The following is a 26973-nucleotide window of genomic DNA, read 5'->3' on the forward strand; positions in this document are numbered from 1 at the left end:
ACCGTGCCAAGCTTGGCTCATGCAGCTCTCCGCCGCCCCCTACGAAGAACGCCTCACCGCGCCCCGCTCCTGGTGGCTGATCTCCTTGCTGGTGGGTCTCTCGCTCGGCCTGGTCCTGGTGCCCTTCGGCACACTGCCGGCGCTCGGCGGCCTGGCCGGCGGGACCGCGGCGGCCGCGGTCGCCGCCAGCTCGTACGGCTCGGTCCGGATCCGGGTGGTGGGCGGCCTGCTGATCGCGGGCGAGGCGAAGATCCCGGTGACTGCGCTGGGCGAGGCGGAGATCCTGGACGCCGAGGAGGCGCGCGCCTGGCGCACCCACAAGGCCGACACCCGCGCGTTCCTGCTGCTGCGCGCCTACATCCCCACGGCCTTGCGCGTGGAGGTCACGGACCCGGACGACCCGACCCCGTACCTCTACCTGTCCACCCGTGAGCCGGAGCGGCTGGCCGAGGCGCTGAAGGCCGCGAAGGCAGCCGCGTAGCACACTCGGCCGTTCGTTCCCCCGCCCGGGTTCAGGCGCGGGCTCAGTGCCCGTCGTCCTCGCGGCGGTTATCGAGTTCCTTGGTGCCGCCGTCGGTGATGTCGCCCATCGGCAGCGCGTCGGCCGGGCGCTCCAGGACCGGAAGGTCCTCCAGCGCGTCCCAGGGCACCTGGATCCTGCGCAGGTCCTCCCTGATCCGGGCGGCGAGTTTTCTGGTGTCGCGGCGGTTCATGGCCGCGCCCACGGCCGCTCCCACCAGGAACGGCATCAGGTTCGGAAGATTGCGGAGCGTCCGCTTCATGATCCGCTGCCGCAGCTCCCGTTTCATACGGCTGTTGAGCGCGACACTCACCGTGGACGGCTTGGTCGCGTCGATCCCGCGCTCCTCCGTCCAGGCGTTGAGATACGCGGTGCTGCGCTGCTTGAGATGGCCGGCCGGCCGTACGCCGTACACCTCGTGGAGCTCGGCGATCAACTTCAGCTCGATCGCCGCGACCCCGACGACCTCGGCGGCCAGCTCCGTCGGCATCGCGGGCGGCACGGGAAACATCGCCGCGGCTCCCACCCCCGCTCCGACCGTCGCTGTCGCGCCCGCCGCGCCCGCCACGAGCTTGTCGGCGAGCTGCTCGGGCCCGAGGCCCGGGAACTGCCGACGGAGCGTCGCCAGGTCCCGTACGGGGACCCGCGGGGCGAGCTCGATGATCCGGTCGGCGAGAAACGCGAGCCCCGCCCTCGCCCGGATCCCGCCCTTGCGGGCTCCTTCCCTTGCCTTCTCCCGTGCCCTTTCCCGGAACGCGGCCACCCTCCGTCGGGCGACGGGGGCGGGGACCTCCACGGGCGCCGGGAGGTCACCCCGGTCGGCAGCCGGTTCGAGCGAGGCCGCCCCCGTACTGGTTGAGCCTCGCTCGTCGTCACGCGCGCCGTGTCGCGGGCCGTCCAGCGGCCCTTCGTCCGCTCCCCTCTTGGAGAAGCGGCGCTTCCAAGGAGGGGTCGAGCCAGTCATGGCCGACCCGTCCTCAGTCGCAGTCGCGGCAGATCGGCTGACCGTTCTTCTCCCGGGCCAGCTGGCTGCGGTGGTGCACCAGGAAGCAGCTCATGCATGTGAACTCGTCCTGCTGCTTGGGCAGCACCCGGACGGCCAGCTCCTCGTTCGAGAGGTCCGCGCCGGGCAGTTCGAGGCCTTCCGCGGCCTCGAACTCGTCGACGTCCACGGAAGAGGCCGACTTGTCGTTCCGGCGAGCCTTCAGCTCTTCGAGGCTGTCCGAGTCAACGTCATCGTCGGTCTTGCGTGGGGTGTCGTAATCGGTAGCCATGTCGCTCTCCCCCTCTGGGTGTCTGCGGTGTCTCCAGCGCACGTAACGCGTGAGAGGCCGGACTTGTGCCCGACCCGAGGCGGAGATTTTGCCTCACATCAAGGTCTGTTACTCAATCGACACCCAACCGGACTCCCCATGAGTGATCGGCTTGGATGGCGATGGGGACCGTACACGGTCCGAACGCCGCACTTCAAAGGCGTCTCACCGTGTACTTCCCGTGATCAAGGTCCCCGAAAACCGGGACTTTCCCGGCTTTCCGACCGGTCACATGATCACGGAGAGTAGATGGCCGGAAAACCGCTCTTGTGATCGATCACACACGGGACCATCAGTCTGTCGGCCCGGAAATTCCGCGCAAAGCGAACAAGCCCGTGTGTCACCGAGATGATTGGCGCCATGATCTCAGATGGGCAGCGTGACGCGCATCGCGAGCCCACCCCCTTCGCGCGGCTGGGCGTAGATGTGCCCGCCGTGGGCCCGGGCCACGGACCGGACGATGGACAGGCCGAGGCCGACGCCCTTGTCGCTGCCGGTGCGCTCGGTGCGCAGCCGCCGGAACGGCTCGAAGAGGTTGTCGATCTCGTACGCCGGCACCACCGGGCCCGTGTTGGACACGACCAGGACCGCCTGGCCGTGCTCGATATCGGTGGTGACCTCGACCCAGCCGTTCTCGGGGACGTTGTAGCGCACGGCGTTCTGCACCAGGTTCAGGGCGATCCGCTCCAGCAGCACGCCGTTGCCCTGGACCACCGCGGGTTTCTGCTCGCCCCGGATCTCCACCCCCTTGGCGTCCGCCTCGCTGCGCACCTGGTCGATGGCCTGCGCGGCGACCTCGGCGAGGTCCACCGGCTTGCGCTCGACGATCTGGTTGTCGCTGCGGGCGAGCAGCAGCAGGCCCTCCACGAGCTGCTCGCTGCGCTCGTTGGTGGCCAGCAGCGTCTTGCCGAGCTGCTGGAGCTCCACGGGGGCGTTCGGGTCGGACAGGTGCACCTCGAGCAGCGTGCGGTTGATCGCCAGCGGGGTGCGCAGCTCGTGGGAGGCGTTGCCGACGAAGCGCTGCTGGGCGGTGAAGGCCCGCTGCAGCCGCTCCAGCATGTCGTCGAAGGTGTCGGCCAGCTCCTTGAGCTCGTCGTCCGGGCCGTCCAGCTCGATCCGGCGGGACAGGTCGGAGCCCGCCACCGCGCGGGCGGTGCGGGTGATCCGGCCGAGCGGCGACAGGACGCGGCCGGCCATCGCGTAGCCGAAGGCGAAGGCGATCACGGCGAGGCCGAGCAGGGCCAGGAGGGAGCGGCTGAGGAGGTTGTCCAGGGCGACCCGGCGCTGGTGGTCGATGCACTCGCTGATCGCCTCGTTGAACGCCGACAGCGAGATGGGGCTCGTGTTGTTGATGGCCGGGCAGTTGTCGCTGGTCACTTTGATGGCGTCGCCGTCCACGATCTTGAACAGCGGTTCGTTTCCGGTGTTGAGCGCCTGGGCGGCCAGCAGGTAGATGATCGACAGCAGCAGGATGCCGGCGATCAGGAACATCCCGCCGTACAGCAGCGTGAGCCTTATGCGGATGGTCGGGCGCAGCCACGGGAAGGGCTGCGCCGGCCTCCTGGGGTCCCAGGTGGGTTTCGGGGGCGCCTGCGGGGGCGCCGGGGTAGTGGCCACGGGCGATCAGATCCGGTAACCGGAGCCGGGGACGGTGACGATCACCGGCGGCTCGCCCAGCTTGCGGCGCAACGTCATGACGGTCACGCGCACGACGTTCGTGAACGGGTCCGTGTTCTCGTCCCAGGCCTTCTCCAGCAACTGCTCCGCCGAGACGACCGCTCCCTCGCTGCGCATGAGCACCTCCAGCACGGCGAACTCCTTGGGCGCGAGCTGGACCTCCCTGCCGTCGCGGAAGACCTCGCGGCGGTTGGGGTCGAGCTTGATCCCGGCACGCTCCAGGACGGGCGGCAGAGGCACGCTCGTACGCCGTCCGAGGGCACGCACGCGGGCGGTGAGCTCGCTGAACGCGAAGGGCTTGGGCAGATAGTCGTCGGCGCCGATCTCCAGACCCTCGACACGGTCGCTGACGTCACCGGAGGCCGTGAGCATCAGCACGCGCGTGGGCATGCCGAGCTCGACGATCTTGCGGCAGACGTCGTCGCCGTGCACGAGCGGGAGGTCGCGGTCGAGGACGACCACGTCGTAGTCGTTGACGCCGATGCGCTCCAGGGCGGCCGCACCGTCGTACACGACGTCGACGGCCATGGCCTCCCGGCGCAGTCCGGTGGCCACCGCATCGGCGAGCAGTTGCTCGTCCTCGACGACGAGTACGCGCACGTCGCTTGTCCTTCCTCAAGTCCACCCGCGTAGCGCTTCCGGGGCGCGGGCGGGCAGGGGTCTTCGTGGGTGTGTTGCCTCCATCCTGCCCTTTTCGGCCATAAGTCGGCTGTAAGGCGGGTGAGCACAGGGCGCTCAGGAGCAGGAGCGGGGCGAGACAGGGCGGGAGAAGGGAATACGGGATTTTCTCGTCCGGTTGAGGTTTCCGCGGAAGGGAGCGGGGGGAGGACGGCTTTACATCCCGCGATCACGCTCTGCTTGTACCGCACCACCATGCGGTGCGGCATCAATCCGCTTCCGCAGAGCGGGCGTGGGTGTCCGGCACCGTCGCCGCCCAGCTGAGCGGCGCTGGGCATCCACCGCAGACGTGATCGTCCCTTCCGAACGGCACACCCCCGTGCCACTGACCCACGACCCAGGACGAGGGGGCGCAGCATGGACGCATTCACCGCAGGACTTCTGCAGCGCATAAGGGCGACCGAGTCCGATCTGTCCCGGGCTCGCGACGAGGGCGACGAGTTCCTCGTCGAGGTGGAGCAGGGCGAGCTCGACGACCTGCGCCGTCTCGCCGCCGAGCACGGTGTGGAGGTCGGCGCGTACAGCGTCTGATCAGCGCGTACGGAGCGGGCCCCGGCGAATCCAGCGCCGGGGCCCGTTCCGTGTGAGCGGTCGTGTTGACGTCCATTCGCGTGCCGTCGTGTTCACGTCCGGCCCCGTGCCGTCGTGTTCACGTCCTGTTAGCCGTGCGGCAGCCCGGCGTACGACGGACGGCCCCGCGGCACGGCGGACGGGCCGCCCGTCAGTCGTGCCAGGCGCCGAAGTCCTCCAGGAGGCGCTGGAGGGGCTCGAAGACGCCCGGCGTGCCCGCGACCGTCAGGTCGTGTGACGGGCGCTCTCCGGGCCGCCCACCGGTCAGCGCGCCCGCCTCCCGGGCGATGAGGTCGCCCGCGGCGAAGTCCCAGGCGTGCAAGCCCCGCTCGTAGTAGCCGTCGAGGCGGCCCGCGGCGACGTCGCACAGGTCGACCGCGGCCGAGCCGCCGCGCCGGATGTCCCGCAGCAGCGGGATCAGCCTGTGGGCGACCTCGGCCTGGTGGGCACGGACCTCGGTGACGTAGTTGAAGCCGGTCGAGACCAGGGCCTGGTCCAGGGGAGGCGCGGGGCGGCAGGTGAGCCTGCGCTCGCCGTCCCAGGCGCCGGTGGCCCAGGCTCCGCCACCGCGGACCGCGTGGTACGTCTCCCCGCGCATCGGGGCCGCGACGACCCCGACGACGGTCTCGCCGTCCTGCTCGGCGGCGATGGAGACGGCCCAGGTGGGCAGCCCGTACAGGTAGTTGACCGTGCCGTCGAGCGGGTCGATCACCCAGCGGACGCCGCTCGTGCCTTCGGTGGCGGCGCCCTCCTCGCCGAGGAAGCCGTCGTCCGGGCGGTGATCGGCGATCAGGCCGGTGATCAGCTTCTCCGCCGCGATGTCCATCTCGGTGACGACGTCGATGGGGCTGGACTTGGTCCCGGCGACCTCGAGGTCGGCCGGGCGGCCGTCCCGCAGCAGCGCGCCCGCGTTGCGGGCGGCCTCCCGGGCGAGTTCGAGCAGGTCCGAGTGCAGGGGGTCGGTCACGGGGCTCCTCACGCGTAGGGGCTGTCGGCGCCCGCGGCGGCGGGCCGGGGGGCGCGGACCGGGCAGCAGCCCACCGGGCACAGGTGGTGGCTGGGGCCGAGCGCGCCCAGGGCGCACGGGGTGACGTCCTGCCCGCGCTCGACCGCGGCGCGCTCCAGGACGAGCTCGCGGATCGCGGCGGCGAACCGCGGATCGGCGCCGACGGTGGCCGAGCGGCGCATCGGCAGGCCCAGCTCCTCGGCCCTGGCCTTGGCCTCCGTGTCGAGGTCGTACAGGACCTCCATGTGGTCGGACACGAAGCCGATGGGCGCGATCACGACGGCCGGGACCCCGGCCGCGTGCCGCTCATCCAGGTGGTCGCAGATGTCGGGCTCCAGCCACGGGATGTGCGGGGCGCCGGAGCGGGACTGGTACACGAGCTGCCAGGGGTGGTCGACGCCGGTGCGCTCGCGGACGGCGTCGGCGATCAGCTGCGCCACGTCCAGGTGCTGCCTGACGTACGCACCGCCGTCACCGTGGTCCTCGACGGGCCCCGAGGTGTCCGCGGCGGAGGTCGGGATCGAGTGGGTCGAGAAGGCGATGTGCGCGCCGTCGCGGACATCCTCGGGGAGGTCGGCGAGGGACTGCAGCACGCCGTCGATCATGGGCTCCAGGAAGCCCGGGTGGTTGAAGTAGTGCCGCAGCTTGTCGATCTTCGGCAGCTCCAGGCCTTCCGCCTCCAGGGCGGCGAGCGCGTCGGCGAGGTTCTCGCGGTACTGGCGGCAGCCCGAGTACGAGGCATAGGCGCTGGTGGCGAGGACCAGGATGCGGCGGCGGCCGTCCCGGACCATCTCGCGCAGCGTGTCCGTCAGGTACGGCGCCCAGTTGCGGTTGCCCCAGTAGATCGGCAGGTCCAGGCCGTGCCCGGCGAAGTCCTTGCGCAGAGCGTCCAGCAGGGCGCGGTTCTGGTCGTTGATGGGGCTGACCCCGCCGAACAGGAAGTAGTGCTGACCGACTTCCTTCAGACGCTCCTTGGGGATGCCGCGCCCGCGTGTCACGTTCTCCAGGAACGGGACCACGTCGTCCGGCCCCTCCGGGCCGCCGAACGAGAGCAGGAGCAGGGCGTCGTAGGGAGTGGCGTCGTGGGGGGTGACATCGAGCGCGTCTGGCATGGGTCGATCCTGCCACCCGGCACTGACAGCCGGGAAACGACCCGGTGACCACTGGGATCCCGGCCGCTGTTCGGGGTGCGTTAGGGTCACCTAACCCGTAAGCTGTACCAGCTGCGTTCGCACCTTACTGAGCCCCATACTGAGCCCCATACTGGTCCTCATACCGAGGCCCTTACCGCGCCCCTCCCGGAGACCCCGTTGCCCAGCCCCTACCGCGCTCTGTTCGCCGCCCCCGGCACCAAGAGCTTCTCCGCCGCGGGCTTCCTCGGCCGCATGCCGCTGTCGATGATGGGCATCGGCGTCGTCACGATGATCTCCCAGCTCACCGGGCGGTACGGGCTGGCCGGCGCCCTGTCGGCCACCATCGCGCTGGCCGCGGCGGTGGCGGGACCGCAGGTGTCGCGCCTGGTCGACCAGTACGGGCAGCGGCGTGTGCTGCGCCCGGCGACGCTGCTGTCGCTCACCGCCGCGGCCGGGCTGCTGCTCGCCGCGCACTACGGGTGGCCGGACTGGGTGCTGTACGTGTGCTGCGTCGGCATCGGCTGCGTGCCGAGCGTCGGCGCGATGATCCGGGCCCGCTGGGCGGCCCTGTACCGGGGCACCCCACAACTGCACACCGCGTACTCCTTCGAGTCCGTGGTGGACGAGGTCTGCTTCATCTTCGGGCCGATCATCTCCATCGGCCTGTCCACGGCCTGGTTCCCGGAGGCCGGTCCGCTGCTGGCCGCCTGCTTCCTGGCGGTCGGCGTCTTCTGGCTGACCGCGCAGCGCGCCACCGAGCCCGAGCCGCACCCGCGCGAGCGCAAGGGCGGCGGCAGCGCGCTGCGCTCCCGCGGTCTGCAGGTCCTGGTGGCCACCTTCGTGGCGACCGGCGCGATCTTCGGGGCCGTCGACGTGGTCACGGTCGCCTTCGCCGAGGAGCAGGGGCACAAGGCCGCCGCCAGCGTCGTGCTCGCCCTGTACGCGGCGGGCTCCTGCGTGGCGGGAGCCGTGTTCGGGCTGCTGCGCTTCACAGGGGCGCCGGAGCGTCGATGGCTGCTGGGCATCTGTGCGATGGCCGTGAGTATGATCCCCCTCCTACTGGTCGGAAACTTGCCGTTTCTGGCCGTGGCGCTGTTCGTTGCGGGTCTGTCCATCGCTCCCACGATGATCACGACCATGTCCCTCATCGAAGAGCACGTACCACGCGCGCAGTTGACCGAGGGCATGACCTGGGTGAGCACCGGGCTCGCCATCGGGGTGGCGCTCGGTTCCGCTGCGGCCGGCTGGGTCATCGACGCGGCCGGGGCGCGTGCCGGGTACGGGGTTCCGGCGGTGGCCGGAGCCGTCGCGGTCGCGGTCGGTTTCCTCGGGTATCGCCGGCTCCGCAGGCCGGCTCCGGGTCGGGGAGGCTCCGTTGAGCAGCACAGCGAGCGGGAACAACGGCACGTGGCGTAACTGGGGCGGCAACGTCTCCGCACGACCCGCGCGGGAGGTCACTCCCGCCTCCGTCGACGAACTGGCCGAGGCCGTACGGAAGGCGGCGGAGGACGGCCTCAGGGTGAAGGCGGTCGGCACCGGGCACTCCTTCACGTCCATAGCCGCCACCGACGGTGTGTTGATACGTCCTCAACTGTTGACCGGGATTCGCAGCATTGATCGCGAGAACATGACGGTCACGGTCGAGGCCGGCACACCGCTCAAGAGGCTCAACATGGCTCTCGCGCGGGAGGGCCTGTCGCTGACGAACATGGGCGACATCATGGAGCAGACGGTCTCCGGGGCCACCAGCACCGGCACGCACGGCACGGGCCGCGAGTCCGCCTCGATCGCCGCCCAGATCAAGGCACTGGAACTGGTCACCGCCGACGGCTCGGTCCTCACCTGCTCGGAGAAGGGGACCGATGAAGAACGCGCGGTCTTCGCCGCCGCCCGCATCGGCCTCGGCGCGCTCGGCGTCGTCACCGCGATCACGTTCGCCGTGGAGCCGATCTTCCTGCTCACGGCCCGCGAGGAGCCCATGCCGTTCGACAGGGTCCTCGCGGACTTCGACGAACTGTGGGCCGAGAACGAGCACTTCGAGTTCTACTGGTTCCCGCACACGGGCAGCACCAACACCAAGCGCAACAACCGCAGCGCGGGCCCCGAGCGGCCGGTGCCGCAGCTCAAGGGCTGGTTCGAGGACGAGTTCCTCTCCAACGGCGTCTTCCAGGTGGCCAACTGGGTCGGCCGCGCGGTGCCCGCCACGATTCCCGCGATCGCCCGGATCTCCAGCAGGGCCCTGTCCGCGCGGACGTACACCGACATTCCCTACAAGGTCTTCACATCTCCGCGCCGGGTGCGCTTCGTGGAGATGGAGTACGCCGTCCCGCGCGAGGCCGTGGTCGCCACGCTGCGCGAACTGAAGGCCATGGTCGACCGCTCCGGCCTGCGGATCAGCTTCCCCGTCGAGGTACGCACCGCCCCGGCCGACGACATCACGCTGTCCACGGCGTCGGGCCGCGACAGTGCGTACATCGCCGTGCACATGTTCCGGGGCACGCCCTGTCAGCGGTACTTCACCACCGCCGAGCGCATCTTCACCGCGCACGAGGGGCGGCCGCACTGGGGGAAGATTCACACGCGCGACGCCGAGTACTTCGCCCGGGTGTATCCGCGCTTCGGCGAGTTCACGGCGCTGCGGGACCGTCTGGACCCGGATCGACGGTTCCAGAACGACTACTTGCGGAGGGTTCTGGGGGCGTAGCCACCGCGCTGGGCGGTGCGGACGGGGTCGTGGCCGCGCCGGTGCGCCGACGGTCGTGCTGCGCCCGCCGCTGAGGCTGTGGCCCGACACCGGCTCGTACGCCGTGATCGACGCCATCGCCCCGCCCGAAGACCAGGACCGCCGCGAGCACCGGCCGCTTCCAGCCCCTGACCCGCGCGCGGTACACGGTTCCTGCGGTGAACTCGCCGGCCGCCGGAGGCGTTTCCGCCTTTCCCGTACACGACCGATCGACTGCACGAGAAGGGGACGCCCGGACGACAACAATAGTTCCGTTTCTGGCGATTGCGTGAAGTTCACCACGTTCAAGATCGCGGAAACCGGGAAAGGGGCGGCCAAGTCCCACCCCTTGCCAGAAGTTGGGCGGCGTGCCAATCCACGCACGTGGTCCGAATGGAGTACTGTTGCGAACCCTGGGTCCGGTCTCCCGCCAGGGTGTACGGGGCCTTTAAGGACCGCCGGGAGGGGGCTAGTTGCACAGGGTGACGGAGTTGGTCACTTAGCGTTGCGAATAGGTAACCGTGCCATAACGGCGATCCAGGGCCCACGCCCGACACGCCGGGCAACTCGGCAAGGTTGTGGCAGGCTGCACCCGGGCAGGCCACACTCGACTAGCGGAAGCAGCGACGCACGTGACGTCGGCAGGCACCACCCGGGAGGTCCCCATGCCCGAACTGCGTGTCGTGGCCGTCTCGAATGACGGCACACGGCTGGTGCTGAAGGCTGCTGACAGCACGGAGTACACGCTTCCGATCGACGAACGGCTCCGCGCCGCCGTGCGCGGCGACCGTCCCCGCCTCGGCCAGATCGAGATCGAGGTGGAGAGCCATCTCCGCCCCCGCGACATCCAGGCGCGTATACGTGCCGGCGCGACCGCGGAAGAGGTCGCGCAGATGGCCGGCATTCCCGTGGACCGCGTACGCCGGTTCGAGGGCCCCGTGCTCGCCGAGCGTGCGTTCATGGCGGAGCGGGCCCGTAAGACCCCCGTCCGGCGTCCCGGCGAGAACTCCGGTCCGCCGCTCGGCGAGGCCGTCCAGGAGCGGCTGCTGCTGCGCGGCGCGGAGAAGGACACCGTCCAGTGGGACTCCTGGCGCCGCGACGACGGCACGTGGGAGGTCCTGCTGGTCTACCGGGTCGCGGGTGAGCCGCACTCGGCGAGCTGGACGTACGACCCGCCCCGGCGGCTCGTCCAGGCCGTCGACGACGAGGCCCGCTCCCTGATCGGCGAGTCCGACGACCTGGCCGCGCCCGAGCCCAGCTTCCCGTTCGTGCCGCGCATCGCCCGGCTGCCGCGCGACCGTCCGCTGGACCGTTCGGCCGACCGCGAGCGGCCGAGTCTGCCCGCGCAGGCGTCCGAGCCGGCCGAGGAGAGCACGGGTGAGCGGGACTCGCTGACCAGCCTGCTGGAGGCGGTGCCGAGCTTCCGGGGCGACCTGGTGGTCCCGGAGCGCCCGCCGGAGTCCGCCGAGGAACCGCCCGAGATCGAGCCCGAGGCGGAGGAGCCCCCGGCGCCCGCGGCCTCGGCCGGTTCCGCCTACGCGGACGTCCTCATGCCTCGCTCGGTCGGCAGCCACCGCGACCGTCTCATCGGCGCCACCGACCGCCAGGCCGAGGCGGACGGCGTCCGTCCGGGCCGCCGTGCGGCGGTGCCGAGCTGGGACGAGATCGTGTTCGGGACGCGGCGCAAGAAGCAGGAGTAGACGGCCGAACGAGGATGAGGGCCGCAGCCCATCGGCTGCGGCCCTCTCGTCGTGCTGCTGCGCGCTACTGCGGATCCGGCCCCACGGCGACCGGCCGCTCCGGGTCCGACGACCACTCCGACCAGGAACCGACGTACAGCGCCGCCGGGATGCCCGCGACCGCCAGCGCCAGCACCTCGTGCGCCGCGGAGACACCCGAACCGCAGTACACGCCGACGTCCGAACCGCCGGACACGCCAAGGCCCTTGAAGCGGGAACGCAGTTCCTCGGCGGGCAGGAAACGGCCGTCCGGACCGACGTTCTCCGTCGTGGGCGCCGAGACCGCACCCGGAATGTGCCCGCCCACCGGGTCGATCGGCTCCACCTCACCCCGGTACCGCTCCCCCGCCCGCGCGTCCAGCAGCACCCCGGAGCGCGCCAGCGCCGCCGCGCCGTCGGCGTCGAGCAGCCCCGCCGCAGCGGGCACCGGCTCGAAGTCGCCCACGGCGGGCGTGGGTACCTCCACCGACAGCGGCCCGTCCCAGGCCGGCAACCCGCCGTCCAGGACCCGCACGTCCGGGTGACCCGTCCAGCGCAGCAGCCACCACGCCCGGGCGGCCGCCCAGCCCTGTCCCCCGTCGTAGACGACCACCGGCCGCCCGGACGACACGCCCGCCCGGCGCATCGCGGCGCCGAACTCCGCGAGGTCGGGCAGCGGATGCCGCCCGCCCTTGCCCGGGGCGGCGGCCAACTCCCTGTCCAGATCGACGTAGACGGCCCCGGGAAGGTGCCCGGTCTCGTACGCGGCGCGCCCGTCGAACGGTGGCTCACCGGCCGCCTTGGCCACACTGAGCTGCCAGCGGACGTCGAGCAGGACCGGCGGGTTCCCGCCCGCCAGGGCGCTCGCGAGTTCGGATGCGGAGATGATGGCGTTCATGGCCCCATCCTCGCGCACGGGGTGGCCGAGTCGCCCAAGTGCGGCTACTCTGCTCGGCCGGACAGCCCCGATCACGAGGGGTACGGGATCGGACACATGCTGTACAGCTGATCGACACCCGTCAGTAAGCGCGCCGAAGCGGACAGGGGCCCGCACATCGGGCATTCTCCGGACAGGGGCCGCCACGCGGGGCGTGCCCGCCACGCGCGGCCACGGCTTGGTGCGAGCCGTCGGCACGGGGTCCGGAGAGCGGACGCGGCACGGCCTTGAACAGGGCCGAGAAGAGCACGGTTGAACAGGGCCGAGAAGAGTACGGCCACCGCGAGGGCCGAGAAGAGAGTGACGATGACCGACGCACGGGGGTCCGCCCGCCCGAACGGCGAAGCGCCCGCTCGGCACACGCCCGGCACGCCCTGCTGGGTGAGCCTGATGGTGCACGGACTGGCCACGACCCAGGAGTTCTACGGAGCGCTGTTCGGCTGGGAGTTCCAGCCGGGCCCCCAGCAACTCGGCCCCTACGTACGAGCCCTGCTCGACGGACGCGAGGTGGCCGGAATCGGCCAACTCCCGCCGGACCGGCACCTGCCCATCGCCTGGACCCCCTACTTCGCCTCCGAGAACGTCGACCTGACGGCCGAGACCGTACGGCTGTGCGGCGGCACCATCGGCGTGGGCCCCCTGGACGCCGCCGACGCCGGTCGTCTGGCGATCGGCTCCGACCCGTCCGGCGCCGTGTTCGGCATCTGGCAGGCGCCCGCCCACCTCGGCACGGCCATCGCGGGCGTGCCCGGCGCCCCCGCCTGGAACGAGCTGACGACCTTCGAGTCGGAGACCGTCGCCAAGTTCTACGGGACGGTGTTCGGGTACGAGGAGGAGCCGGTCGTCTCCGCCGACTTCGACTACGTGACCCTGCACCTCGACGGCCGACCCGTCGCCGGCATCCACGGCATGGGAGGCGCCCTGCCCCGCGACCGTGGCCCGCACTGGATGGCGTACTTCCAGGTGGCCGACACCGACGACGCCGTGGACCACGTCGTGCACCTGGGTGGTCACGTCCTCACACCGGCCCGTGACACCTCGCACGGCCGCGTGGCGACGGTGGCGGACCCGGAGGGGGCGAGGTTCTCGCTGTTGCAGAGTCCGCGCTGAGCGATGTCAGGACGGCGAGACCGGCAGCACGTCCGGTGACAGCGCCGCCGCGCGGGCCGTCGCGGCCGTCATGCGGCGGCGGTGGTGGCGGCGGCACAGCACCTCGTAGCCGACCTCGTCGGCGGAGTCGCCGACGTCGCCGACGACCACCTGCGCCCCCTCGACGACCATGACGCCGCCGACCGTGCGGGCGTTGTGGGTGGCGCGGGCGCCGCACCAGCACAGGGCCTCCACCTGGAGCACCTCGACGCGGTCGGCGAGTTCCACCAGCCGCTGGGAGCCGGGGAACAGCTTGGAGCGGAAGTCCGTCGTGATGCCGAAGGCGTAGACGTCGATGCCCAGGTCGTCGACCACGCGCGCGAGTTGGTCGATCTGGTCCGGGGACAGGAACTGTGCCTCGTCGGCGATCACGTAGTCCGCGCGCCCGCCGTGCGAGAGGTGGTCGACGAGGTAGGCGTACAGGTCCATGTCGTCCCGCACCTCCACCGCGTCCGTGACCAGGCCGAGGCGCGAGGACAGCTTGCCCTCGCCGGCCCGGTCGTCGCGTGTGAAGATCATGCCCGCCAGGCCGCGTGCCGAGCGGTTGTGCTCGATCTGGAGTGCCAGCGTCGACTTCCCGCAGTCCATCGTTCCGGAGAAGAACACCAGCTCGGGCATGGGGAGTTGAGCACCTTTCGGTGAAAGCAGGGGTGTGTGGCGCTTCAGGAGCGTACTTCGAGCAGGGGGACCAGCTGCTCGGCAGGGGTCATCGAACCGTGGTTGCCGACCATCGCCGACTCCTTCGGCTCCCGCTCGGAGGCGATCAGCAGGACGTCGTCCCGCGCGGCGGCCACGACGTCACCGATGCGGTCGTACACGCGTTCGTCGATGCGCGGGCCGAACCAGCCCGCCGCGATCGCCGCGTCCCGTGAGGCCACCCAGAACTGCTCGCCGAGCACCTCGCGCCAGCAGGTCAGGACGTCGTTCGCGGCGCCGGGCACCGCGTAGACGTGCCGGGCGCGGCCCTCGCCGCCGAGCAGGGCGACCCCGGCGCGCAGCTCCCAGTCCTCGTCGAAGTCGATGCGGTGGTGCTCGTCGAAGGGCACGTCGATCATGCCGTGGTCGGCGGTGACGTAGAGCGCGCTGCGCGGCGGCAGCTGCTCGGCGAGGCGCTGGACCAGGCGGTCGACGTACATGAGCTGGCCGCGCCAGGTGTCGGAGTCGACGCCGAAGCGGTGACCGGCGCCGTCGACCTCGGCGTAGTACGTGTAGACCAGGGAGCGGTCGGCGGCGGCCAGTTGCTCGGCCGCCAGGTCCACGCGGTCCTCGCCGGACAGCCGCCCGTGGAACGTCCCGCCGCTGAGCGCGACCTTGGTCAGCGGGGTGTTCTCGAACGCGGGCGACGACACCTGTGCGGCGTGCACCCCCGCCTTGTGAGCCAGCTGGAAGACCGTCGGGTACGGCTGCCAGGAGCCCGGCGGGGTCCACGGCTGCCAGCGCAGCTGGTTCATCAGATCGCCGGTGTCCGGGTTGCGCACGGTGTAGCCCGGCAGGCCGTGCACGCCGGGCGGCAGGCCGGTGCCGACGGAGGCGAGGGAGACCGCGGTGGTCGCCGGGTAGCCGGCGGTGAGGGGACGCCCGGTGCCGCCGCGCGAGGTGGCGAGCAGCGAGGTCATGAAGGGGGCGTCCTCGGGGTGCGCGAGCAGCTGCTCCCAGCCCAGGCCGTCGATCAGGAACACGCAGTTCCGGTCGGCGGGGGTCAGCTCCGGGATCGCGGCGGCCATACCGGGGACGCCCATGCCCGCGGCCAGCGTGGGCAGCAGGTCGGCGAGCGAGCCGGTGCCGTATTCGGGCACGGGCGCGGAGTCGACGTCGAGCGGTTCCGGGTGCTGGTCCCAGGTGGTGAGCTGGGACATCAGCGGGCGGGGTCCGCGGTCGCCTCGGAGAGGGCCTGCGCGAAGACGAGCGCCTGGCGCACCGTCTCCGGGCCGTCCCCGGCCTCGCTGACGCGCAGGCTGAGGTCGTCCGCCGTCGAGTTGCCCGTGTAGCCGTGGTCGGCCTCGCAGTTGGGGTCGCCGCAGGCGGCGGGCTCCAGGTCGATGCGGGAGACGGCGCCCCAGCCGATGGTGAGCACGACCTCGCGCGGCAGCGTGCCCGGCGTGTACTGCTCGGGGTTGGCGACCACGCGGCTGACGACGATCGAGGAGATCCGGCTGAGCTTCACGGACTCCGTGGACGTCGTGGCGTACGGCGTCGGGGAGGTGTTGTCCGCGGCCTGCTCGTCGGTGTGGCTGACGATGAAGCGGTTGTCGGTGAGGACGAGCACGGTCACGTGCCGCCGCACCTCGTTCTGGTCGAACGTCGTCTCCTGATGGACCAGGTACGACCGGATGGGCTCGCCGCCCACGGCGGCCTCCACCGCCTCGGCCACGAGAGCCGGGTAGTAGCCGCTGCGCTCGATCGCCGTGCGCAGCCCCTGGGTCGTCGTACTGGTCTTGGCCATGACGCCCATCCTACGGGGGAGCACTGACTGCGAGGGACCGCTCGTCCCCGGTCAGTACGTGGGGAGTGTCCGCGGGCCGAGGTCGTCGCGGGCGGGCGGTGGCGCCAGGCGTACGGAGGCGCCGAGCGCGCTCAGGCCGCGTGGGGCGACGACGACCGGTTCCAGGGTGACCGCGACGACCTCCGGGTGGTCGTCGACCAGGCGGGAGACGCGCAGCAGCAGCTCCTCCAGGGCGGGGGTGTCGACCGGCGCCGAACCGCGCCAGCCGAACAGCAGCGGTGCCGTCCGGATCGAGCGGATCAGGGAGGTCGCCTCCCGGTCGGTGACCGGGATCAGCCGGTGCGCCATGTCGTCGAGCAGCTGCGAGGCGGCTCCGGCGAGCCCGAAGGAGAGCACGGCTCCGGCCGCGGGGTCGATGACGGCCCGTACGACGGTGTCGACGCCGCGCGGGGCCATCCGCTGCACCACGGGGCGCAGCTCCTCCGGCTTCCCGAACAGGCCGGTCAACTCGGCGTACGCCCGGCGCAGTTGTTCCTCGTCCGCGAGGTCCAGGCGTACGCCGCCCAGGTCGGCGCGGTGCCGCAGGTGCGGGGCGGTGGCCTTGAGGGCCACGGGGTAGCCGAGGGTGCAGGCGGCCTCGGCCGCCGCGTCGGGGGTGGGGGCGGGCAGGGCGCGGTGGACGTGGATGCCGTACTTGCCGAGCAGTTCGCAGGTGTCCTCGGGGCCGAGGGTGAGACCCTGCCCGCGGGCGAGCAGCCCGTCGATCAGTTCGGCGGCGCCCTTCTCGTCGATGTCCTCGTACTCCGGCACCTTGCCGGGGTCGGCGGCCTCGCGCCGCCACTGGGCGTACTTGACGGCCTGGGCGAGGGCGCGGACGGCGCGTTCGGCGGCGGGGTAGGCGGGGATGGGGTGGGCTCCATCGGGAGCCTGGACGGCGGCGGGCAGTCGTTCCCCGGGGCGGAAGGGGTGGTCGGGGGGTGTGGTGACGGCCTGGGGTGCGGTGCTCGCGGCGGCCGACAGCGCCTGAGCGAGGCCGCCGAGCTCGACGTGAACCACCAGCACCGGCTTCGAGGGGACCGCGGCCGCGGCCGATCGCAGTGCCTCCGCCAGGGCCGCGTCCCCGGCCGATCCCTCCCCCACCGTCGGTATCGCGGTCACGACGACCGCGTCGCACGTGTCGTCGGCGAGCGCACGGGACAGTGCCGCGTGGAAGTCCGCCGGGGTGGCGGCCGTGGTCAGGTCCAGCGGGCGGTGCGGGCGCAGGCCCTCGGCGAGGCAGGCGTCGTAGCTGAGCAGGCCCAGCGACTCGGAGTTCCCGAGGATCGCCACCCGGGGTCCGGCGGGCAGGGGCTGGCGTGCGAGCAGCAGGCCCGCGTCGACCAGGTCGGTGATGGTGTCCACCCGGATCACGCCGGCCTGCCGCAGCAGCGCCGACACGGTCGCGTGCGGCAGTCGCGTCGCCCGTACTGCGTGCCCCTGGGGTGCCGCCCCGTGCCGTGCCCCCTGGACCACGACCAGCGGCTTGGCCGCGGCCGTGCGGCGCGCGAGGCGGGTGAACTTGCGGGGGTTGCCGATGGACTCCAGGTACATGAGGACGACGTCGGTGTCGGGGTCCTCGTACCAGTACTGGAGGACGTCGTTGCCGGAGACGTCGGCCCGGTTGCCGGAGGAGACGAACGTCGACACGCCCGTGACGCCGGTGACGCCTCCGCCGCGCCGGTGCAGCCGGGAGAGCAGGGCGATGCCGATGGCGCCGGACTGGGCGAACAGGCCGATGCGGCCCGGGCGCGGCATCTCGGGAGCCAGGGAGGCGTTGAGCCGCACCTGCGGGGAGGTGTTGATGATCCCGAAGGCGTTCGGCCCGATGATCCGCATGCCGTACGCGCGCGCGTGCCGCACCAGGGCGCGCTGGCGCTCACGCCCCTCGGGCCCGCTCTCGGCGTACCCGGCGGAGACCACGACGAGCCCCTGCACGCCGTGCTCGCCGCACTCGGTGACCACCTCGGGGACGTGCTCGGCCGGCACGGCGACGACCGCGAGGTCGACGGGCCCGTCGATGTCCCGCACCGAGCGGTACGCGGGCACCCCGTCGAGCTCCTTCTGCTCCTCGGGAAAGGCCCGGTTCACGGCGTGGAGCCGGCCGGTGAAGCCGGCGTCCCGGATGTTGTGCAGCACGCTGCGGCCCACGCCGCCGGGCGCGCGGCCGGTGCCGATGACGGCCACCGAGCCGGGCGCGAGCAGCCGCTGCACGGAGCGCGCCTCGGCGCGCTGTTCGCGCGCGTACTGCACGGCCAGGGAGCGGTCGGTGGGTTCGAGGTCGAACTCCAGGCGGACGACGCCGTCCTCGAAGCTGCGCTTCTGGGTGTACCCGGCGTCCGTGAACACCTTGATCATCTTGCTGTTGGCGGGCAGCACCTCGGCGGCGAAGCGGCGGATGCCGCGCTCCCGCGCGACGGCCGCGATGTGTTCGAGCAGGGCGGAGGCGACGCCGCGGCCCTGGTGGGCGTCCTGCACGAGGAAGGCGACCTCGGCCTCGTCGGCCGGTGCCGACGCGGGCATTCCGTCGGCGCCGATCCGGTCGTAGCGTACGGTGGCGATGAACTCGCCGCCGACCGTGGCCGCGAGTCCCACCCGGTCCACAAAGTCGTGGTGCGTGAAGCGGTGGACGTCCTTGGCGGACAGACGAGGGTAGGGCGCGAAGAAGCGGTAGTACTTCGACTCGTCCGACACCTGCTCATAGAAGCTGACCAGGCGGTCTGCGTCATCAACGGTGATGGGGCGGATGCGCGCGGTGCCGCCGTCGCGCAGCACCACGTCGGCTTCCCAGTGGGCGGGGTACTCGTGCCGGTCCGACGAGGTCTGCATGGGCCCCAGAGTACGGCTCGCGTCCGACAACGGCGCGGGGCAGTCTGTGGAGGACGGAAGTTCGGGCCGAGGCCGCGGCCCGACCGCCACCTTCCGGAGGGGCGTACACCCGGTGTGCGCCCGTTCCGGGCATGGTTCACGTGTGGGAAACTGGTCTAGACAACCCTGAACACCTGAAGGGCAGCAACACATGGCTGAGCGCCGCGTCAACGTCGGCTGGGCCGAGGGCCTCCACGCCCGCCCCGCCTCCATCTTCGTCCGAGCCGCCACGGCCGCAGGCGTCCCGGTGACGATCGCCAAGGCCGGCGGCACCCCCGTCAACGCGGCCTCCATGCTGGCCGTCCTCGGCCTGGGCGCCCAGGGCGGTGAGGAGATCGTCCTCGCCTCCGACGCCGAGGGCGCGGACGCCGCCCTGGACCGGCTGGCGAAGCTGGTCTCCGAGGGCCTCGAGGAGCTTCCCGAGACCGTCTGAGCCACATCGCGGCACCAGGCGGAGCCGCGTCGCCCATTCCGGGTGGCGCGGCTCCGCCGTTTTTTCACCCGAGCCGGCCCCCGGAATTCCCGGGAAACCAAAAAAGGGCAGCAGAAATAGACCCCGCCGAATAGCCCCTTCTTTGTATACGGCGCCCGTGTTAATGCCGCAGGCCCGACATGTTTACGGGATGTTGCGAAGTCCTCACACGGTCCGGGCGGTCACCGCCGCCGGAAAAGCGCAGCCGGTGCACGGCCGTCGCGCGCTCGGTGTGCAGCGCCGTGAGCGCCCGGGCACGCTCGCCGTCGCCACGTGCCACCGCGTCCACGATCGCGCCGTGCTCCGCCCAGGACTCCACGGGGTTGGCCGGCGCCTCCACGGCGTACATCCAGGCGATCTTGTGACGCAGCTGGGTCAGCATCGAGGTCAGCGCGGGGCTGCCGCAGGCCTGGGCGAGCGTCTCGTGGAACCAGCCGCCCAGGGAGCGCAGGTCCTCGCTGTTGCCCCGGCGGGCACGCTCCTGACCGAGCCTCACCAGGCCGCGCAGCACCTTCAGATGGGCCTCGGTACGGCGCTGGGCGGCGCGTGAGGCACCGAGGGGCTCCAGGAGCATGCGCATCTCCAGCAGGTCGGCGGCCTCCTGCTCGGAGGGTTCCGCCACGCACGCGCCCGCGTGCCGCCGGGTCACCACGAAGCCCTCGGCCTCCAGGGTGCGCAGCGCCTCGCGCACGGGGACGCGGGAGACGCCGTAGCGGCGCGCGAGGACCTCCTCGGTGAGCCGGCTGCCGCGCTCGTAGACACCCGCGACGATGTCGTCCCGGATCGCCGTACATACCGAGTGCGCCGGAATACGCATGACCGACCTCCGCCTTAATCCCCGTGAAACGTCGACGTTGGACGCGTGTTCCGTGACTCTATTGCAATGAGCTGGAATTTCCGACGGCGGGCCGGAATCCATGCATATTTTTTGGACAGTCGGCCGCCCGAAACGGCGAATGCCCCGGCTCGGGGAGCCGGGGCATCGTCATGGCCGAGCCGTCCGTCGTCAGAGGTTCACGCCGTGCGAGCGGAGGTAGGCGACGGGGTCCATGTCGGAGCCGTACTCGGGGCTCGTACGGGCCTCGAAGTGCAGGTGCGCCCCGGTGACGTTGCCGGTCGCGCCGGACAGGCCGATCTGCTGGCCCGGGGTGACCTGCTGGCCCACCGAGACACCGATGGACGACAGGTGCCCGTACTGGGTATAGGTGCCGTCGTTCATCTTGATCACGACCTGGTTGCCGTACGCCCCGCCCCAGCCGGCCTCGACGACGGTGCCCATGCCGACCGCCTGGACGGGGGTGCCGCTGGCCGCGTGGAAGTCGACGCCGGTGTGGCTGCCGGAGGACCACACGGCGCTGCCGGTCTTGTAGCCGGTGGAGACGTAGGAGCCGGCGATGGGCGGCACGAAGGTGTTCAGGCGCTTGCGCTCGGCCTCGCGGGCGGCGCGCTCCCGGTCCTCGCGGGCCTTCTCGGCCGCCTCGGCCGCCTTCTTGCGCGCGGCCTCCTCGGCCTTCTGCCGGGCGGCGGCCTCCTCGGCGGCCTGCTGCTGGGCGGCGGCCTGGGCGTCGATCTGGTCGGCTATGGAGTCGCCGATGGTGATGACCGGAGTGAGGCCGGTCTGCTCGGCGGCGGGTTCGGCGGCGAACGCCGGGGCGGCGACGGTGCCGATGACGCCGGTGGTGGCGAGGGCGGCGACGCCCGCCGCGCGGGCGGTGCTGCGCTGCATGCGGCTGGGACGACGGTGCTTCCCGGTGGCGCGGGTGAACGCCATGAAGTGTGCTGGTCCTTTCCTTCCTTCTCGCCTACCGGGTTAGCTGACGGGTTCGGAGCAGGAAGGTCTCCTACGGACCCCCTCGCGGCTCGCGCGGGCGTCCGATTCACCCCAGGGACTGTGTGGTGGGTCCCCGGCTCCCCTGGCTCGCGCCGTACGGGGACTCGGCGATGACTGTCCGCTGCCGCGGGTGCGGCGCACTGCCTGACGGACAGCCCGGATGAAGCTAAACGGGCCGACTTTCAATCCCCAAACGAATCGTGGGGTTTGTAGCGCATCCCACAGGGCAGACAGGCAACCTCCGCCTCAAATCGGGCATACGGGGGCCCTGGCGACTCTTGCGTCACCAGGGCCCCTACGCGCGCGTGCCCCTACTCGGCGGACACCACGGTCACTTCACCGATGCCGAGGGCCTCCACGGGCTCCTTGATCTGGGCCGCGTCGCCGACGAGGACGGTCACCAGACGGTCCACCGGGAAGGCGCTGACGACCGCCGCCGTGGCCTCCACGGTGCCGGTCGCGGCGAGCTGCCGGTACAGCGCGGCCTGGTAGTCGTCGGGCAGGTGCTGCTCGACCTGGTCGGCCAGCGTGCTCGCGACGGCCGCTGCCGTCTCGTACTTCAGCGGCGCCACACCCACCAGGTTCTGCACGGCGACATCGCGCTCGGCGTCCGTGAGCCCCTCCGCGGCGAGGGTGCGCAGCACGGTCCACAGGTCCTGCAGGGCGGGACCGGTGTTCGGGGTGTCGACGGAACCGCTGATGGCGAGCATCGCGGCACCCGTGCCCTCAGGCGTGGACCTGAGGACCTGCGCGAACGACCGTACGCCGTAGGTGTAGCCCTTCTCCTCGCGCAGGACGCGGTCCAGACGGGAGGTGAGGGTGCCGCCCAGGCAGTACGTGCCGAGGACCTGGGCGGGCCACACGCGGTCGTGCCGGTCCGGGCCGACACGGCCGATCAGCAGCTGCGTCTGCACGGCGCCGGGCCGGTCCACGATCACGACCCGGCCGGTGTCGTCCGCGGTCACCGGCGGCACGGGCCGCGGCTCGCCCGGGGAGCCGGTCCAGGAGCCGAGGGTGTCGCCGAGCAGCGCGTCGAGGTCGATGCCGGTGAGGTCGCCCACGACCACGGCGGTGGCCGTGGCGGGACGGACGTGCTTCTCGTAGAAGGCGCGTACGGCCGCGGAGTCGATGGCGGCGACCGTCTCCTCCGTGCCCTGCCGGGGGCGCGACATGCGGGAGTCCACCGCGAACAGCTCCTTGGAGAGCTCCTTGGCGGCACGTCGGGAGGGGTTGGCCAGCTCGTGCGGGATCTCGTCGAGGCGGTTGCGCACCAGCCGCTCGATCTCGCTGTCCGCGAAGGCGGGCGCCCTGAGGGCGTCGGCGACCAGGCCGAGCGCCTTGGCGAGGCGGGAGGCGGGGACCTCCAGGCTGAGGCGGACGCCCGGGTGGTCGGCGTGCGCGTCGAGGGTGGCGCCGCAGCGCTCCAGCTCGGCGGCGAACTCCTCGGCGGAGTGCTTGTCGGTGCCCTCGGAGAAGGCCCGCGCCATGATCGTGGCGACGCCGTCGAGGCCGGCCGGCTCGGCGTCCAGGGGCGCGTCCAGCAGCACCTCCACGGCGACGACCTGCTGGCCGGGGCGGTGGCAGCGCAGGACCGTCAGGCCGTTGTCGAGCGCGCCGCGCTCGGGGGCGGGGAAGGCCCACGGCTTGGGCTCGCCCGCCTGCGGCTGGGGGTGGAACTCCATCGTGGCGAGCTCGGTCACTTCGCCGCCTCCTCGTTGTCGTCGGTGGCTTCCACGGTCGCCGCGGACTCCGGGTCCTCGGTGCCTTCCACGTCCTCGGTGTGCTCCGGGGCGATCGGTTCGTAGACGAGCACCGCGCGGTTGTCGGAGCGCAGCCGGGCCTTGGCAACCTCCCGGACCTCCTCGGGCGTCACCTCCAGCACGCGCTGGACGGCGGTGAGGGCGAGCTGTGGGTCGCCGAACAGCACGGCGTACCGGCACAGTTCGTCGGCGCGGCCCGCGACCGTGCCGAGCCGGTCCAGCCACTCGCGTTCCAGCTGGGCCTGGGCGCGCTCCATTTCCTCGGCCGTGGGGCCCTCCTCGGCGAACCGGGCGAGCTCCTCGTCGATGGCGGCCTCCATGACCGGCACCTCCACGTCGCCGGACGTCTTCACGTCCAGCCACCCCAGGGACGGCGCCCCGGCCAGCCGCAGCAGGCCGAACCCGGCCGCCACGGCCGTACGGTCCCGCCGCACCAGCCGGTTGTACAGGCGGGAGGACTCGCCCCCGCCGAGGACGGTGAGTGCCAGGTCGGCCGCGTCGCACGCGCGCGTGCCGTCGTGCGGCAGCCGGTAGGCGGCCATCAGGGCGCGGGCCGGGACCTCCTCCTCGACGACCTCGCGCAGCTGCTCGCCGATGATGTCGGGCAGCGCGCCGTCCCGGGGCTCGGGCTTGCCGTCGTGGGCGGAAATCGAGCCGAAGTACCTCTCGATCCAGGCCAGCGTCTGCTCCGGGTCGATGTCGCCGACGACCGACAGCACCGCGTTGTTCGGCGCGTAGTAGGTGCGGAAGAACTGGCGGGCGTCCTCCAGGGTGGCCGCGTCCAGGTCCGCCATCGACCCGATGGGGGTGTGGTGGTACGGGTGGCCCTCCGGGTAGACGAGAGCGGTCAGCTTCTCGAAGGCGGTGCCGTAGGGGACGTTGTCGTAGCGCTGCCGGCGTTCGTTCTTGACGACGTCGCGCTGGTTCTCCATGGATTCGTCGTCCAGGGCGGCCAGCAGGGAGCCCATGCGGTCGGCCTCCAGCCAGAGGGCGAGCTCCAGCTGGTGGGCGGGCATGGTCTCGAAGTAGTTGGTCCGCTCGAAGCTGGTGGTGCCGTTCAGCGAGCCGCCCGCGCCCTGGACGAGCTCGAAGTGGCCGTTGCCCCTGACCTGGGCAGAACCCTGGAACATCAGGTGCTCGAAAAGGTGAGCCAGGCCGGTGCGCCCCTTGACTTCGTGGCGCGAGCCGACGTCGTACCAGAGGCACACCGCCGCGACCGGGGTCAGGTGGTCCTCGGAGAGCACCACGCGCAGGCCGTTGGCCAGGCGGTGCTCGGTCGCTGTCAGGCCCCCGGAGCCTGCCTGGGCTGTGGCCGTGTGACCCATGGGCATGTACGTCCCTTCGATCGCGGAGCGGTCCTCGAAACCGCCGTTTTCCTGCCGGTCCTGCCACTGTATGCAAGCGTGCGGAGCGCCGGTGAAGTTCCCGGGCGGCGTACGCCGAGAGCGAGAACCCGGTGACCGGCCGGGCAAGGGCGATCGCGGACGGCACCGGGGCGGGGCGGCCGGAGACGGGGCCTGGTACGGGTTGTCAGTGCGGCGGTCCACAATGGTCCGCGTCAGATCCGTTCACGCTTCAGCAAGGAGCCGGCAGCGATGGCCCGCCGCAGCACGAAGACACCGCCGCCCGACGACTCGTACGAGGAGAAGATCCTCGACATCGACGTCGTCGACGAGATGCAGGGCTCCTTCCTCGAGTACGCGTACTCGGTCATCTACTCCCGCGCCCTGCCGGACGCGCGCGACGGTCTCAAGCCGGTGCACCGCCGCATCGTCTACCAGATGAACGAGATGGGCCTGCGCCCCGACCGCGGCTACGTGAAGTGCGCCCGGGTCGTCGGCGAGGTCATGGGCAAGCTCCACCCGCACGGCGACGCGTCGATCTACGACGCGCTGGTGCGCATGGCCCAACCCTTCTCGATGCGTGTCCCCCTGGTCGACGGCCACGGCAACTTCGGCTCGCTGGGCAACGACGACCCGCCGGCGGCCATGCGGTACACCGAGTGCCGGATGGCCGAGGCCACGGGCCTGATGACGGAGTCCATCGACGAGGACACCGTCGACTTCCAGCCCAACTACGACGGCCAGGAGCGCGAGCCGGTGGCGCTGCCCGCCGCCTTCCCGAACCTCCTGGTCAACGGCGCCTCGGGCATCGCCGTCGGCATGGCCACGAACATGCCGCCGCACAACCTGCGCGAGGTGATCGCGGCCGCCCGCCACCTGATCCGGCACCCGAACGCCGATCTCGACGCCCTGATGAAGCACGTCCCGGGCCCCGACCTGCCCACCGGCGGCCGCATCGTCGGCCTGTCCGGCATCCGCGACGCGTACGAGACGGGCCGCGGCACGTTCAAGATGCGCGCGACGGTCTCCGTGGAGAACGTGACGGCACGCCGCAAGGGCCTCGTCGTCACGGAGCTGCCCTTCACGGTCGGCCCGGAGAAGGTCATCGCCAAGATCAAGGATCTCGTCGGGTCGAAGAAGCTCCAGGGCATCGCCGACGTCAAGGACCTCACCGACCGCAAGCACGGCCTGCGCCTGGTCATCGAGATCAAGAACGGCTTCGTGCCGGAGGCGGTCCTGGAGCAGCTGTACAAGCTGACGCCGATGGAGGAGTCCTTCGGCATCAACAACGTGGCCCTGGTGGACGGCCAGCCGCTCACGCTGGGCCTGAAGGAGCTCCTGGAGGTCTACCTCGACCACCGCTTCGACGTCGTACGACGGCGTTCGGAGTTCCGCCGCGGCAAGAAGCGCGACCGTCTGCACCTGGTCGAGGGCCTGCTCACGGCGCTCCTGGACATCGACGAGGTCATCCGCCTGATCCGCTCCAGCGACAACTCGGCGCAGGCCAAGGAACGTCTGATGGGGCACTTCTCACTCAGCGAGGTCCAGACGCAGTACATCCTGGACACCCCCCTGCGCCGCCTGACCAGGTACGACCGCATCGAGCTGGAGGCGGAGAAGGACCGGCTCAACGCGGAGATCGAGGAGCTCACCCGGATCCTCGAGTCGGACGCGGAGCTGCGCAAGCTGGTCTCCAACGAACTGGCCGCCGTGGCCAAGAAGTTCGGCACCGACCGCCGTACGGTCCTGCTGGAGTCGGCCGCGACCCCGGCCCCCGTGCCGCTCCAGGTGGCGGACGACCCGTGCCGGGTGCTGCTGTCCTCCACGGGCCTGCTGGCCCGCACGGCCAACGGCGACCCCTTCCCGGAGGACGGCGCCGCCAAGCGGGTCAAGCACGACGTGATCGTCTCGGCGGTGCCGGCCACGGCCCGCGGCGAGGTCGGCGTGGTCACCTCGGCCGGCCGCCTGCTGCGCCTCAATGTCGTCGACCTGCCGCAGTTGCCGGAGTCGATGCCGACGCCGAACCTGTCGGGCGGCGCGCCGCTGGCGGAGTTCGTCTCCCTGGAGGACGACGAGGACGTGGTCTGCCTGACCACGCTCGACGAGTCGTCGCCGGGCCTCGCGCTCGGCACGGAGCAGGGCATCGTCAAGCGCGTGGTGCCCGACTACCCGGCCAACAAGGACGAGCTGGAGGTGATCACGCTCAAGGAGGGCGACCGGATCGTCGGCGCGATGGAGCTGCGCACCGGTGAGGAGGACCTGGTCTTCATCACGGACGACGCCCAGCTGCTGCGTTTCCAGGCATCCCAGGTCCGCCCGCAGGGCCGGCCGGCGGGCGGCGTGGCGGGCATCAAGCTCTCCGAGGGCGCGAAGGTCATCTCCTTCACGGCCGTCGACCCGGCCTCGGACGCGGTCGTCTTCACCGTCGCGGGCTCGCGCGGCACGCTCGACGACTCCGTCCAGACGACGGGCAAGCTGACCCCGTTCGACCAGTTCCCGCGCAAGGGCCGGGCCACCGGCGGCGTGCGCTGCCAGCGGTTCCTGAAGGGCGAGGACTGCCTGTCCCTGGCCTGGGCGGGCCCCGCCCCGGCCCGCGCCGCGCAGAAGAACGGGTCCCCGGCCGACCTGCCGGAGCCCGACCCGCGCCGCGACGGCTCGGGCGTCTCGCTGGCGAAGACGGTGGCGGTGGTGGCAGGCCCGGTCTAGTGTCCCGGTCCGGAGATCCTGTCGCAGTAGCGGCAGATGCGGTCGATGATCTGGTCTGCGGTTTTGGTCCACTTGAAGGGTCTGGCCTGCT

23 protein-coding genes and 1 riboswitch are annotated in these 26973 nt (G+C 71.7%); of the genes, 8 read left to right on the forward strand and 15 right to left on the reverse strand.

Annotated features, from left to right (window positions below; translation table 11 throughout):
* Positions 1 to 19: 19 nt before the first annotated feature.
* Entirely contained in the window at positions 20 to 481 is a 462-nt protein-coding gene (locus ACYVMZ_RS30340) for a DUF3093 domain-containing protein (protein ID WP_461085284.1), read from the forward strand.
* Positions 482 to 524: 43 nt separating this feature from the next.
* Here ACYVMZ_RS30340 and ACYVMZ_RS30345 read toward each other — a convergent pair whose 3' ends face one another.
* The 4 genes from ACYVMZ_RS30345 to ACYVMZ_RS30360 all read right to left on the reverse strand — a co-directional run bounded on the left by ACYVMZ_RS30345 (position 525) and on the right by ACYVMZ_RS30360 (position 4110).
* A complete protein-coding gene (locus ACYVMZ_RS30345) occupies positions 525 to 1484 on the reverse strand; it encodes a hypothetical protein (protein WP_461085286.1) in 960 nt (319 codons plus the stop codon).
* A 13-nt stretch (positions 1485 to 1497) separates the two neighbouring features.
* A complete protein-coding gene (locus ACYVMZ_RS30350) occupies positions 1498 to 1794 on the reverse strand; it encodes a DUF4193 domain-containing protein (RefSeq protein WP_043504706.1) in 297 nt (98 codons plus the stop codon).
* Positions 1795 to 2199: 405 nt separating this feature from the next.
* The gene (locus tag ACYVMZ_RS30355; RefSeq protein ID WP_461085288.1) at positions 2200 to 3450 is read right to left on the reverse strand and encodes a sensor histidine kinase; all 1251 of its coding nucleotides are present in this window, start codon (positions 3448 to 3450) and stop codon (positions 2200 to 2202) included.
* A gap of 6 nt (positions 3451 to 3456) precedes the next feature.
* On the reverse strand, positions 3457 to 4110 hold the full coding sequence (locus ACYVMZ_RS30360) for a response regulator transcription factor (RefSeq protein ID WP_028424348.1): 654 nt from the start codon (positions 4108 to 4110) through the stop codon (positions 3457 to 3459).
* 435 nt (positions 4111 to 4545) lie between these two features.
* Between ACYVMZ_RS30360 and ACYVMZ_RS30365 the strand changes: the two genes are divergently transcribed.
* Positions 4546 to 4719: a hypothetical protein gene (locus tag ACYVMZ_RS30365; protein WP_365829351.1), complete on the forward strand. Its 174-nt coding sequence runs from the start codon at positions 4546 to 4548 to the stop codon at positions 4717 to 4719.
* 190 nt (positions 4720 to 4909) lie between these two features.
* Here the strand turns inward: ACYVMZ_RS30365 and ACYVMZ_RS30370 are convergent, their stop codons facing one another.
* Positions 4910 to 5725: an inositol monophosphatase family protein gene (locus tag ACYVMZ_RS30370; RefSeq protein WP_461085289.1), complete on the reverse strand. Its 816-nt coding sequence runs from the start codon at positions 5723 to 5725 to the stop codon at positions 4910 to 4912.
* 8 nt (positions 5726 to 5733) lie between these two features.
* Positions 5734 to 6876, reverse strand: a complete 1143-nt coding sequence (locus ACYVMZ_RS30375) for a ferrochelatase (RefSeq protein WP_461085291.1) — start codon at positions 6874 to 6876, stop codon at positions 5734 to 5736.
* A 198-nt stretch (positions 6877 to 7074) separates the two neighbouring features.
* Between ACYVMZ_RS30375 and ACYVMZ_RS30380 the strand changes: the two genes are divergently transcribed.
* The 3 genes from ACYVMZ_RS30380 (at position 7075) to sepH (ending at position 11319) form a co-directional block, all read left to right on the forward strand.
* On the forward strand, positions 7075 to 8313 hold the full coding sequence (locus ACYVMZ_RS30380; RefSeq protein ID WP_461085293.1) for an MFS transporter: 1239 nt from the start codon (positions 7075 to 7077) through the stop codon (positions 8311 to 8313).
* Positions 8273 to 9601, forward strand: coding sequence for a D-arabinono-1,4-lactone oxidase (locus ACYVMZ_RS30385; protein WP_461085295.1), 1329 nt, complete (start codon positions 8273 to 8275; stop codon positions 9599 to 9601). Before ACYVMZ_RS30380 ends, ACYVMZ_RS30385 begins: the two co-directional genes overlap by 41 nt.
* Positions 9602 to 10284: 683 nt before the next feature.
* Positions 10285 to 11319, forward strand: coding sequence for a septation protein SepH (gene sepH / locus ACYVMZ_RS30390; protein ID WP_461085297.1), 1035 nt, complete (start codon positions 10285 to 10287; stop codon positions 11317 to 11319).
* Positions 11320 to 11383: 64 nt separating this feature from the next.
* Here the strand turns inward: sepH and ACYVMZ_RS30395 are convergent, their stop codons facing one another.
* Positions 11384 to 12235, reverse strand: coding sequence for a sulfurtransferase (locus ACYVMZ_RS30395; protein ID WP_461085299.1), 852 nt, complete (start codon positions 12233 to 12235; stop codon positions 11384 to 11386).
* A gap of 345 nt (positions 12236 to 12580) precedes the next feature.
* Between ACYVMZ_RS30395 and ACYVMZ_RS30400 the strand changes: the two genes are divergently transcribed.
* On the forward strand, positions 12581 to 13384 hold the full coding sequence (locus tag ACYVMZ_RS30400; protein WP_461085301.1) for a VOC family protein: 804 nt from the start codon (positions 12581 to 12583) through the stop codon (positions 13382 to 13384).
* 6 nt (positions 13385 to 13390) lie between these two features.
* Here ACYVMZ_RS30400 and ACYVMZ_RS30405 read toward each other — a convergent pair whose 3' ends face one another.
* The 4 genes from ACYVMZ_RS30405 to ACYVMZ_RS30420 are packed head-to-tail and all read right to left on the reverse strand — an operon-like array spanning position 13391 to position 18731.
* Positions 13391 to 14041 (reverse strand): thymidine kinase, encoded by a 651-nt coding sequence (locus tag ACYVMZ_RS30405; protein WP_461085303.1) that lies wholly within the window; start codon positions 14039 to 14041, stop codon positions 13391 to 13393.
* A gap of 44 nt (positions 14042 to 14085) precedes the next feature.
* On the reverse strand, positions 14086 to 15279 hold the full coding sequence (locus tag ACYVMZ_RS30410; RefSeq protein WP_461085305.1) for an alkaline phosphatase family protein: 1194 nt from the start codon (positions 15277 to 15279) through the stop codon (positions 14086 to 14088).
* On the reverse strand, positions 15279 to 15875 hold the full coding sequence (locus ACYVMZ_RS30415; protein WP_461085307.1) for a DUF5998 family protein: 597 nt from the start codon (positions 15873 to 15875) through the stop codon (positions 15279 to 15281). The genes ACYVMZ_RS30410 and ACYVMZ_RS30415 overlap by 1 nt, the downstream gene beginning before the upstream one ends.
* A gap of 42 nt (positions 15876 to 15917) precedes the next feature.
* The gene (locus ACYVMZ_RS30420) at positions 15918 to 18731 is read right to left on the reverse strand and encodes a bifunctional acetate--CoA ligase family protein/GNAT family N-acetyltransferase (RefSeq protein WP_461085309.1); all 2814 of its coding nucleotides are present in this window, start codon (positions 18729 to 18731) and stop codon (positions 15918 to 15920) included.
* A 190-nt stretch (positions 18732 to 18921) separates the two neighbouring features.
* Here ACYVMZ_RS30420 and ACYVMZ_RS30425 point away from each other — a divergent pair, with 190 nt between their 5' ends.
* Positions 18922 to 19203 carry an HPr family phosphocarrier protein gene (locus tag ACYVMZ_RS30425; protein ID WP_030235221.1) on the forward strand — a complete coding sequence of 94 codons (282 nt, stop codon included), beginning with the start codon at positions 18922 to 18924 and terminating at the stop codon, positions 19201 to 19203.
* A 160-nt stretch (positions 19204 to 19363) separates the two neighbouring features.
* Here the strand turns inward: ACYVMZ_RS30425 and ACYVMZ_RS30430 are convergent, their stop codons facing one another.
* The 4 genes from ACYVMZ_RS30430 to ACYVMZ_RS30445 all read right to left on the reverse strand — a co-directional run bounded on the left by ACYVMZ_RS30430 (position 19364) and on the right by ACYVMZ_RS30445 (position 24164).
* A complete protein-coding gene (locus ACYVMZ_RS30430) occupies positions 19364 to 20059 on the reverse strand; it encodes a GntR family transcriptional regulator (RefSeq protein WP_461085312.1) in 696 nt (231 codons plus the stop codon).
* A gap of 189 nt (positions 20060 to 20248) precedes the next feature.
* Positions 20249 to 21013, reverse strand: coding sequence for a M23 family metallopeptidase (locus tag ACYVMZ_RS30435; RefSeq protein ID WP_461085314.1), 765 nt, complete (start codon positions 21011 to 21013; stop codon positions 20249 to 20251).
* 14 nt (positions 21014 to 21027) lie between these two features.
* Positions 21028 to 21193: riboswitch (cyclic di-AMP (ydaO/yuaA leader) on the reverse strand.
* A 191-nt stretch (positions 21194 to 21384) separates the two neighbouring features.
* Complete coding sequence (locus ACYVMZ_RS30440) at positions 21385 to 22773, reverse strand: M16 family metallopeptidase (RefSeq protein WP_461085316.1); 1389 nt, start codon at positions 22771 to 22773, stop codon at positions 21385 to 21387.
* Positions 22770 to 24164 (reverse strand): M16 family metallopeptidase, encoded by a 1395-nt coding sequence (locus ACYVMZ_RS30445; protein WP_461085318.1) that lies wholly within the window; start codon positions 24162 to 24164, stop codon positions 22770 to 22772. Before ACYVMZ_RS30445 ends, ACYVMZ_RS30440 begins: the two co-directional genes overlap by 4 nt.
* Positions 24165 to 24428: 264 nt before the next feature.
* Between ACYVMZ_RS30445 and ACYVMZ_RS30450 the strand changes: the two genes are divergently transcribed.
* On the forward strand, positions 24429 to 26882 hold the full coding sequence (locus tag ACYVMZ_RS30450) for a DNA gyrase/topoisomerase IV subunit A (protein ID WP_461085320.1): 2454 nt from the start codon (positions 24429 to 24431) through the stop codon (positions 26880 to 26882).
* The last annotated feature ends 91 nt before the right edge of the window (positions 26883 to 26973 follow it).

This window comes from Streptomyces deserti, assembly GCF_054782695.1.

What these genes read in the sequence shown, in the direction of transcription:
- ACYVMZ_RS30340 (WP_461085284.1), top strand. Translation starts at nt 20, where the DNA reads ATGCAGCTCTCCGCCGCCCCCTACGAAGAACGCCTCACCGCGCCCCGC.
- ACYVMZ_RS30345 (WP_461085286.1), bottom strand. Translation starts at nt 1,484, where the DNA reads ATGACTGGCTCGACCCCTCCTTGGAAGCGCCGCTTCTCCAAGAGGGGA.
- ACYVMZ_RS30350 (WP_043504706.1), bottom strand. Translation starts at nt 1,794, where the DNA reads ATGGCTACCGATTACGACACCCCACGCAAGACCGACGATGACGTTGAC.
- ACYVMZ_RS30365 (WP_365829351.1), top strand. Translation starts at nt 4,546, where the DNA reads ATGGACGCATTCACCGCAGGACTTCTGCAGCGCATAAGGGCGACCGAG.
- ACYVMZ_RS30375 (WP_461085291.1), bottom strand. Translation starts at nt 6,876, where the DNA reads ATGCCAGACGCGCTCGATGTCACCCCCCACGACGCCACTCCCTACGAC.
- sepH (WP_461085297.1), top strand. Translation starts at nt 10,285, where the DNA reads ATGCCCGAACTGCGTGTCGTGGCCGTCTCGAATGACGGCACACGGCTG.
- ACYVMZ_RS30395 (WP_461085299.1), bottom strand. Translation starts at nt 12,235, where the DNA reads ATGAACGCCATCATCTCCGCATCCGAACTCGCGAGCGCCCTGGCGGGC.
- ACYVMZ_RS30400 (WP_461085301.1), top strand. Translation starts at nt 12,581, where the DNA reads ATGACCGACGCACGGGGGTCCGCCCGCCCGAACGGCGAAGCGCCCGCT.
- ACYVMZ_RS30405 (WP_461085303.1), bottom strand. Translation starts at nt 14,041, where the DNA reads ATGCCCGAGCTGGTGTTCTTCTCCGGAACGATGGACTGCGGGAAGTCG.
- ACYVMZ_RS30410 (WP_461085305.1), bottom strand. Translation starts at nt 15,279, where the DNA reads ATGTCCCAGCTCACCACCTGGGACCAGCACCCGGAACCGCTCGACGTC.
- ACYVMZ_RS30415 (WP_461085307.1), bottom strand. Translation starts at nt 15,875, where the DNA reads ATGGGCGTCATGGCCAAGACCAGTACGACGACCCAGGGGCTGCGCACG.
- ACYVMZ_RS30420 (WP_461085309.1), bottom strand. Translation starts at nt 18,731, where the DNA reads ATGCAGACCTCGTCGGACCGGCACGAGTACCCCGCCCACTGGGAAGCC.
- ACYVMZ_RS30425 (WP_030235221.1), top strand. Translation starts at nt 18,922, where the DNA reads ATGGCTGAGCGCCGCGTCAACGTCGGCTGGGCCGAGGGCCTCCACGCC.
- ACYVMZ_RS30430 (WP_461085312.1), bottom strand. Translation starts at nt 20,059, where the DNA reads ATGCGTATTCCGGCGCACTCGGTATGTACGGCGATCCGGGACGACATC.
- ACYVMZ_RS30435 (WP_461085314.1), bottom strand. Translation starts at nt 21,013, where the DNA reads ATGGCGTTCACCCGCGCCACCGGGAAGCACCGTCGTCCCAGCCGCATG.
- ACYVMZ_RS30445 (WP_461085318.1), bottom strand. Translation starts at nt 24,164, where the DNA reads ATGCCCATGGGTCACACGGCCACAGCCCAGGCAGGCTCCGGGGGCCTG.
- ACYVMZ_RS30450 (WP_461085320.1), top strand. Translation starts at nt 24,429, where the DNA reads ATGGCCCGCCGCAGCACGAAGACACCGCCGCCCGACGACTCGTACGAG.